Genomic DNA, 9,062 nt, shown 5'->3' with positions numbered 1-9,062 from the left:
CGAGCGTGGTGGGTGGAACGCCATGGGTGTCTCGGCCCGGATTTGACACCCATGGCGTTCCACTCACGCTCGGCGAAGGCGGTGGGTGGAACGGCATGGGTGTCAGGACGGCGCTGGCTCAGGCGGTGGGGTGAGCAGGTGGCGGTAGAGGGCGTCAAGGTGGTCGGCCTGGGCCTCCCAGGTCCAGGTGGACAGCGGCGAGTCCGGCCCGTCGTAGACGGCGCGATAGCGCTGCGGGTCGGCGAGCACCACCCGGACCGCGCGGGCCAGGTCCGCGGCGTCCCGGGCGCGGAAGACCTCACCCTGGCCGGTGGCCCGGACCGTGTCGGCCATGGTACGGACATCGCTGACCACGATCGGCAGCCGCGCGTGCGCGTACTCGAAGAACTTGGTGATCAACGCGATCTCGTGGTTGGGCCAGTGGTGCAGCGGGATGAGCCCGACGTCGGCGGCGGCGAGGAACGCGACGAGCTGCCGATGCGGCACGTACGGCACCATGTGCACCCGGTCGGCGACGCCGCGCCGGGCGGCGTGGGCGGCGACCTGGCGGACGTACCCGGCGGCCGGGTCGGCGACGACCAGGGCCAGGTGCACACCGGGCAGCCGGGGCAGCGCCTCGATGACGGTGTCCACGCCACGCTGCACGGCCATCGCCCCGCTGTAGACCAGCAGCGGGGTGTCGGCGGCCACGCCGCAGCGGGCCCGCAGGTCGGGCGCGGGCTCGCCAACCGCCCGAGCCGGCGCGGTGGCGCACACAGCGGCGGCAAGCCCGGTGGCGGCGACCGGGGCGTTGAGCACGACGGTGGGGCGTTCGGGTAGGTCGTGGTCGCGGACCAGCAGGTCGGCGAGCGTGTCGGAGACGGTGACGACCGCGTCGGCGCGGCCGACGTACTCGCGGACGTAGCCCAGGTGGGCGGGCAGCCAGCGGGCGTTGTCGCGGCGGGGCCGGGCGCCGGGCAGCCACTCGTGCGCGTCCCAGACCAGTTTCACGGTACGCCCCTGTGCGCGGGCCCGGTCGACGGCGCGGGCGGCCACGCCGAGCATCCGGAAGTCGTGGGCGTGGATCAGGTCGGGACGCAACTCGTCGACGACCGGGCCGGCCACCCGCTCGTACGCCCAGAGCCCTGGCTCCAGCCGACGCCAGGCCCGGTCGCCGAGGCGGGCCTGCCAGTAGCGGACCTGGGCGTGTTCCACCGGTCGGCGGGCCAGCCGGGCCGCCCGCAACGGCAGCCCGCCGCGCGCCACCAACCGGCTACGCCAGCCGGACACGACGGTACGCAGGCCGCCTGGACCGGGCGAGCCGGCATCGTCACGATCGGCACCGGGCGAGACGGCATTCCGTACACCCGGACCGCGCAGGCCGGCACCCGCATCGCGCAGGCCGGCACCCGACCGAGCGTCGCGTGGGCCGCCCACCCCGGTGGGGAGCGCGCGGGGCGCGTCCAGCGGCAGCACGCGTACCTCGGCGTCGCCGAGCCGCCAGCGGCGCTCGGTGTCGGTGCGGGCGCAGCCGAGCAGGGTGACCGCCCAGCCGGCGTCGGCGGCGGAGCGGGCGGCCTTCTGCACCCGCGAGTCGCCCTCGACCGCGTTGTCGACCAGCATCACCACCCGCCGGCCGGCGGCCGGTCGCGTCGCGGGATCGCGCTGCATCGGCGACCACACCCCTTCACCTCGTCGGCCGGATGGGCGCGAGTGTACGGGGGGCGCGGGACCGCCGTGAGGGCAGGAAATGCGCCTTGAGCTGGGCGGACATCAACCGTGCAGGTGCCGGTGGGTGGGAGTTCACCCACCGTGCACGGGCGGGTCAGGCGACGCCGGAGGGAACCAGCGGGCCCGGGGTGGCCGGCTGCCGGCGGTCGCGCCGGTTGGGCAGCGACAGGCGGATCACCTTCCACCAGGCGGAGGCGACCTGCTTGGGCAGCGGGCCGGTGGTGTAGCGCAGCCCGTACCGGTCGAACAGGGCCCGCACCTCCGGGGCGATCTCCTGGTAACGGTTGCTCGGCAGGTCGGGGAAGAGGTGGTGCTCGATCTGGAACGACAGGTTGCCGGTCATGATGTGCAGCAGCCGGGGCCCGCTGATGTTGGCCGAGCCGAGCATCTGCCGCAGGTACCACTCGCCGCGGGTCTCGCCCTCGATGGAGGTCTTCTCGAACGTCTCCACCCCGCTCGGGAAGTGCCCGCACATGATCACCGAGTGGCTCCACACGTTGCGGATCAGGTTCGCGGTGAACGTGGCGGCGAGCGTGGACAGGAACGACGGGCCGGAGAGCAGCGGGTGCACCACGTAGTCCTTGAGCACCTGCTTACGGATCTTGCGACCGACCGCCTTCGCCTTCGCCCGGAACTTCGGGTCCTTGAGCCGCTTCTGCTTGAGGTGGTCGCCCAGCTCCATGTCGTACGCGGCGATGCCGTACTCGAAGAAGGCGGCGTTGAGCAGGTTCCACACCGGCTGGCCCAGGTGCATCGGGTGCCACGGCTGGTCCTCGTCGACGCGCATGATGCCGTACCCGAGGTCGTTGTCCTTGCCGACGACGTTGGTGAAGCGGTGGTGCAGCTCGTTGTGCGACTGCTTCCACTGGTCGGCCGGGGAGACGTGGTCCCAGTCCCAGGTGGTGGAGTGGATCTTCGGGTCGCGCATCCAGTCCCACTGGCCGTGCAGGACGTTGTGCCCGATCTCCATGTTGTCGAGGATCTTGGCGATGGTGAGGCCGGCGGTGCCGACGATCCAGGCCGGCGGGAACAGCGAGAACAGCAGCACCGCGCGGCTGCTGATCTCCAGCGTCCGCTGGGTCTTGATCACCTTTCGGATGTAGCGGGCGTCCCGCTCGCCCCGGTCGGCGATGACCCGGTCCCGGATCGCGTCCAGCTCCTTGCCGATGATCTCGATGTCCTCGGCGCTCAGATGGGCGATCGGGTTGTCGGCCTTCTTCTGGATCACGGTCACGTCGGTGGCTCCTCAGAGTTCGATGTCGCAGGTACCGGCGGCGGCCGACACGCAGGTCTGGATCGCCACGCCGTCACCCGGCACGGCGGTGGTCACGTCGCCGTTGCGCAGGTCGCGCACCGCACCCTGGCGCAGCGGCACGACGCAGCCGAAACAGATCCCCATCCGGCAGCCCGAGGGCATCAGCACCCCCGCGCTCTCCCCCGCGTCGAGCAGCGTGGTGGCACCGTCGGCTTGGACAGTTACCCCCGTTCCGGTGAAATTCACCGAACCGCCCTCGCCCGGTGTGATCACCGTGGGCCGGAACCGTTCGATGTACAGCCGCTCGGCGGCGCCGCGCGCCGCCCAGTGCGTCTCGGCGGCGTCGAGCAGACCGACCGGCCCACAGGCCCAGGTGTGCCGCTGCGCGTGGTCGGGCACGAGGTCGTCCAGCTCGGTCACGTCGAGCTGGCCCGTGGTGTCGGTGTGCCGTTCGACCAGCCGGACCGCGCCCCGGTCGGCGAGCGCCCGCAGCTCCGCGCCGAAGATGACGTCGTCCCGGGTCGGCGCGCAGTGCACCAGCACCACGTCCGCCCGATCGGTGAGCCCGGCCCGCAGCATCGCCATGACCGGGGTGATGCCGCTGCCGGCGGTGAGGAACAGGACCCGCTCGGGCGTCGCCGTGGGCAGCACGAAGTCGCCCTGCGCCTGGTCGAGCTGGACGATCGTGCCGGGTCGGATGCGGCGGACGAGGTGGTTGCTGACCTTGCCGTCGGGGATCGCCTTCACGGTCACCGTGATCCGGCTGTCCGCCGCCCCCGGCGCCGAGGTGACCGAGTACGCACGCCACTGGCGCACCCCGTCGACGTCCACGCCGAGCCGCACGTACTGTCCGGGCAGGTGACCCCGCCAGCCGCGGCCGGGCTGGATCACCAGCGTCGCCGCGTCCCGGGTCTCCGGGCGGACGGCGACGATCCGGCCGCGCAGCGGCGCACCGGCGCGCAGCGGCGCGATCAGGTCGAGGTAGTCGTCCGGCAGCAGCGGGGTGGTGACCGTGCCGGCCAGCCGCAGCAACCTGTCCCGGAGCGAGACCTTCTGCGGGTGGCGGCGGACAGTTGTGGTCATATGACCAGCGTGGCTGCGGGATCGCATAACATCTTGACCAGCAAAGGTGAATTGGTCACGGGTTTTTGTTCGAGGGGAACAAGATGACGCAGGAGGCCGGGACGGGGCCACGGGCCGCGCACCTCGATCTCGACGCCGGGGTGGCGGCGCGGCTGCGGGACCGGCTGCCGATGGTCGCCGAGCGGACGGTCACCGCGATCACCGCGGAGGTGCCCGACTACTCCGGCGCGCTCACCGACACCATGCGGGAGAAGATCGAAAACGCGGTACGCATCGCGTTGGGCACGTTCCTCCAGCTCATCGAGGGTACCCAGGCGTTCGACCCGAGCACTCCCCTGGCCCCGGCGCTGGAGGCCGCGTACGCGTTGGGCAGCGGCGAGGCGCGCTCGGGGCGGAGCATGGACGCGCTGCTGGCCGCGTACCGGGTGGGTGCCCGGGTGGCCTGGCGGGAGGTCTCCACCACCACGGTCCGTAGCGGGCTGGCCGCCGAGACGGTGGCCGAGTTCGCCGAGCTGATGTTCGCGTACATCGACGAACTGTCCGCGGCCAGCGTCGCCGGACACGCCGACGAGCTGGCCAGCGCCGGTCGGGTGCGTCGCCGGGACCTGGAACGGCTCACCCAGCAGTTGCTCGCCGGCGAGCCGGAGGAGTCGCTGCGGCGCAGCGCCGAACGGGCCGACTGGCCGCCGCCGCAGACGTTGACGGTGGTGCTGCTGCCCCGCCGGCACCTGCGTGCGGTACTCGCCCTGGTCGGCCCGCACACGCTGGAGAGCGGCGAGGACCTGCCCGGCATGACCTCGGCCGAGGAACTGGCGGTGCTGCTGGTGCCGGACAGGCACGGCGGGCGGCGCCGCCAGCTCATCCGGCTGCTGCACGGGCACCGGGCGGTGCTCGGCCCGGCCCGGCCGTGGCACCGGGTGGCGACCTCGTACCAGCGCGCCATCCGGGCCCTCGCGCTCGGCCTCGGCGAGCCGGACGCCGGCCCGGTGGACACCGAGCGTCACCTGGCCGCGCTGCTGCTCAGCATGGACCCGGAGGGCCTGGCCGACCTCCGGGCCCAGGCTCTCGCCCCGCTCGCCGCGCTGCCCCCGGCCACCGCGCACCGGCTGGCCGAGACCCTGCGGTCGTGGCTGCTGCACCAGGGGCGTCGCGACGACGTGGCGGCGGACCTGTTCGTGCACCCGCAGACCGTCCGCTACCGGATGGGGAAGCTCCGCGAACTCTTCGGTGACCGCCTGCACGACCCCGCCACCGTCCTCGACCTGACGATCGCCCTCGCCGTCCCGCCCGAGCCGGGCGCGGCCCCCGCATGACGAGCGGGGCGTGCCAGCGACCGTGACGGCGGCGGTGGCGGCGGCGGCGATGGCGGCGGCGGTGCGCCCGAAGCCGCCGGGCCGTCCGGCGTCCTCGCATCCGTCTCCGAGGAGCTGACGCGCAGCCAGGTCGACGACGCGATGCCGCGGTACGGGACCGCGGCGCCGGACTGCGGCGCCGGAGGTCACGCTGGGTGAACTGGCCGCCGATCAACGCGGAAGTCACTTCATGTGACCATCGGTCAAGCGCGCCCCGCTGCGCCTCCTTCCCGCGCATCGCCCTGACCAGCGCCTATCTCCGAGAACGTCCGGCCGCCGATCCCTGCCCGTCGCCCCCTTTGCTCTGCAGCCGCGGAGGCAGCGGCAGCGCTCGGTCACCGATGCGCCCGTGGCTGCAGAGCAAAGGCCGCCGCGGTCGCATGCCGCCCCGCCAGCGCCATCACCCTGAGTCACGCCGAGAGGCGCTCGGTCGATGCCGGCGATCCCCACCGAGCCGACGGCGATCGCCATGTCGGCTCGGGGCGGCGTGGGGATGGGTGGGGGCGACGCGGACGCCGGACCCGTCGCCACGGGCGGTTCATCTCGCGATCAGCGCGGGCGCCTGCGAACGCCCCTCCACAAGGAGCGATTACTTATCGTCCACTGTTACTGTCAGCAACCCTCGTGCACATTTCCAATCGCATGTTGACGGCCGCCAGCCCGGGGGCAATCATGATGGTCACTAGATCTCGCCAACACGCCAATGTCGGATCTGGTGGCTTTTCCCACCCCTCGACGGGATCGCGCCGGGACCGCGAGATTCCGCCGGGCGACCACGCCCGGCACGCGCCCGGTAAATCCTATCGAGAAAATAGGATATGCCACCGCTCGCATCGAGGAGTCCGCCGGTGAACGGGAACGACGAAGCTCCCGCGCCGAGCCGGCCCAGGCCGGTTTCGCGCGGCGTTGAGCTGGAAGAACCGCTCGCCCTGCACGGCGGCCGGCCAGTGCGGGACACGCCGTGGCCCACCTATGACAAGGGCGCGGTATTCGTGCACGCCGAGGACGAGGACGCCGCAATTCGGGCTATTCGCAGCCACCTTTACTTCCGATACGACCACCGCGCGCAGAAAGAGACCGAATGCGGGCGGTTCGAGGATGAGCTGTGCCGTTATTTCGGCACCCGGCATGCTCTCGCCGTTTCCAGCGGCACCGCTGCCCTGGCCCTCGCTCTGATGGGTGCGGGAGTGCCGCCGGGCTCATTGGTCGCCTGTCCCGGATTCACTTTCGTCGCCACTCCCAGCGCCATTGTTCTGGCCGGCTGCCGGCCATTTCTGGTGGAGGTCGACGACGACCTGCGCATGGACCTCGACGACCTGCGCCGCCGCTGGCGCCCGGAGATCCGCGCGGTGCTGGTGGTCCACATGCGCGGGTTCGCCGCCGACGTGGAGGCGCTGTCCGCCTTCGCCGCCGAGATGGGGGTGCCGCTGATCGAGGACGCGGTGCCCGCGCTCGGCGCCGAACTCAACGGCCGCAAGCTCGGCACGTTCGGGGCGGCCGGGGCGTTCAGCACCCAGTCCGACAAGGCGCTCAACTGCGGCGAGGGCGGCTTCCTGGTCACCGACGACAGCATGCTGTTCGCCCGGGCGGTGGCGTTGTCCGGGGCGTACGAGGGACGGCTACGTCGACACTTCCCGCACGGCGAGCCCCCGCTCTCCGGCCTGGACCTGCCGCTGCTGAGCCTGCGGATGGACGAGATCCGGGCGGCCCTGCTGCGGGCCGAGCTGACCCGGCTGCCGCAGCGGCTGGCGCTGTTCCACCGCAACTACGCGCACGTCAGCGCCGCCCTGGCCGGCCTGCCCGGGATCGCGGTCCGGCGGCCGGTCGCGCCCGGGGCGTACCTCGGTGAGGCGTTCGTGTTCCGCGTGCCCGGCGGCGACGCGGGCTGGTTCGCCCGGGCGCTGTGCGCGGAGGGCATCGACGCCCGCAACATCGGCGCGGACGACGACCTCAATGTCCGGGCGTTCTGGAACTGGCGTTTCCTCTACGACCACGCCGAGCCGGGCCGGATCCGCGCGACGCTGCCCCGCACCGCCCGGTTGCTGGCCGAGACCGTCGACGTGCCGCTGTCGTCGAACCTCACCCCCGGCGACTGTGACGACCTGATCCGCGCGGTCCGCAAGGTGGCCGGGGTCCGGGACACCGCGCTGGCCCGGCCGTGACCGGCACGCACGCGACCCGCGCGGACCCCGCCGCGAAGCCCCTGCCCCGGCTGGCGCTGGTGGGGCTGCTCGGCGCGCTGTTCACCGGCTATCTCGGCCTGACCGCAGTGATCCCGGTACTGCCCGGTTTCCTGCGCGAACGGCACGACGCCGGTGACCTCACCGTCGGCGTCGTGGTCACGGTAACCGCGGTGACCGCGCTGCTGGTCCGGCCGGTCGCCGGCGCGCTCGCCGACCGGTACGGCCACCGCACGGTGATGCTGACCGGCGCGCTGGTGGTGGCCGCCGGCGGCCTGCTCTACCTGGCGCCGCTGGGCGTGCCGGCGCTGGTGGCGGTCCGGCTGCTGCTGGGCGCCGGCGAGGCGGCGCTGTTCACCGCCGGCGCGGTGTGGATCGTCCAGCTCGCCCCGCACCACCGGCGCGGCCAGCTCATCGGCCTGTACGGGGTGAGCATGTGGGGTGGCATCTCCGCCGGCACGTTCCTCGGCGCGACCGTGCAGCAGGCCGGCTACCCGGCGGTGTGGGCGCTGAGCGCCGCCGCCCCGGCTCTCGGCGCCGCGCTGGTCGCGGTGGTGCCGTCGCCGCCGCGTACCGCGCCGTCGGGCAAGGGCGGCGGCCTGCTGCTGCGCCCCGCGCTGCTGCCCGGCGTCGCGCTGACGTTCGGCGCCGCCGGGTACGCCGGCCTGGCCGCGTTCGTGGTGCTGCACCTGGACGCCCGGGGCATCGGGCACGGCGTGGTGGTGCTGAGCTGCTTCAGCGCCGTCTACGCGGGCACCCGCCTGGTCATCGGTCACCTGCCCGACCGGCTCGGCCCCCGACGGGTGGCCGCCTGGTGCGGTGTGGGCGAGGCGGTCGGCCTGCTGATCGTCGCGGCCGCCCCGAACCTGCCGGTCGCGGTGGCCGGCAGCGTGGTGATGGGCGTCGGGTTCTCGCTGCTGCACCCGTCGCTGGCGCTGATGGTGATGAACCGCACCGACCCGGCGCGGCAGGGTGCGGCGATCGGCGCGTACACCTCGTTCTGGGACCTGGGGCTGGCGGTATGGGGGCCGGCGACCGGACTGGTCGCCGCCGGGTTCGGCTACCCGGCGGTGTTCGTCGCGNCGGCGGTGGCCGCCGCGATGGCGCTGCGCATCGGCCGGCCCGCCGCCACGGAGACCCCGATGGAGGTACGGGCATGAGTGGATCCGTGACCGTGCTCAGCGTCACCGGCTGGTGCCGCAACGGCAGCACCATCATCGGCAACGTGCTGGGTGAGGCGCCCGGCGTGACGCACGTCGGCGAGCTGCACTTCCTCTGGAAGAACTCGACCGGTCGCGGGGTGAACGACCGGTGCGGCTGCGGCCGGCCGCTGACCGCGTGCCCGCTGTGGTCGGCGGTGCTGCCGGTCGGCCGGCCGGCCGGCGTGTCGGCGGACGCGCACGCCGCCGAGGTGATCCGGCGGCAACGCGCCCGGTTGCGGACCCGGCACACCTGGCGGGTGCTGCGCCGGGGCGCGTACGA

At 73.2% G+C, this 9,062-nt stretch carries 6 protein-coding genes; 3 read left to right on the top strand and 3 right to left on the bottom strand.

The features are described from left to right. Positions 1-102: 102 nt before the first annotated feature. From B1205_RS26945 to B1205_RS26935, 3 genes are all read right to left on the bottom strand, one after another. Positions 103-1,650: a glycosyltransferase family 4 protein gene (locus tag B1205_RS26945; protein ID WP_254910244.1), complete on the bottom strand. Its 1,548-nt coding sequence runs from the start codon at positions 1,648-1,650 to the stop codon at positions 103-105. A gap of 154 nt (positions 1,651-1,804) precedes the next feature. Further along, a complete protein-coding gene (locus B1205_RS26940; protein WP_089158156.1) occupies positions 1,805-2,944 on the bottom strand; it encodes a fatty acid desaturase family protein in 1,140 nt (379 codons plus the stop codon). Positions 2,945-2,956: 12 nt separating this feature from the next. Further along, the gene (locus B1205_RS26935) at positions 2,957-4,048 is read right to left on the bottom strand and encodes a ferredoxin reductase (RefSeq protein WP_089158155.1); all 1,092 of its coding nucleotides are present in this window, start codon (positions 4,046-4,048) and stop codon (positions 2,957-2,959) included. An 83-nt stretch (positions 4,049-4,131) separates the two neighbouring features. Here B1205_RS26935 and B1205_RS26930 point away from each other — a divergent pair, with 83 nt between their 5' ends. The 3 genes from B1205_RS26930 (at position 4,132) to B1205_RS26920 (ending at position 8,740) form a co-directional block, all read left to right on the top strand. Continuing rightward, positions 4,132-5,361 (top strand): PucR family transcriptional regulator, encoded by a 1,230-nt coding sequence (locus B1205_RS26930; protein ID WP_089158157.1) that lies wholly within the window; start codon positions 4,132-4,134, stop codon positions 5,359-5,361. A gap of 857 nt (positions 5,362-6,218) precedes the next feature. Beyond that, the gene (locus tag B1205_RS26925; RefSeq protein ID WP_254910243.1) at positions 6,219-7,562 is read left to right on the top strand and encodes a DegT/DnrJ/EryC1/StrS family aminotransferase; all 1,344 of its coding nucleotides are present in this window, start codon (positions 6,219-6,221) and stop codon (positions 7,560-7,562) included. Further along, a complete protein-coding gene (locus B1205_RS26920; protein ID WP_089158153.1) occupies positions 7,559-8,740 on the top strand; it encodes an MFS transporter in 1,182 nt (393 codons plus the stop codon). The genes B1205_RS26925 and B1205_RS26920 overlap by 4 nt, the downstream gene beginning before the upstream one ends. Positions 8,741-9,062: the final 322 nt, after the last annotated feature.

This window comes from Micromonospora sp. NBS 11-29 (assembly GCF_002140155.1).
Classification (GTDB): domain Bacteria; phylum Actinomycetota; class Actinomycetes; order Mycobacteriales; family Micromonosporaceae; genus Micromonospora.
The sequence above is the reverse complement of the archived record's forward strand: the minus strand, read 5'-3'. Positions and strand labels throughout refer to the sequence as shown.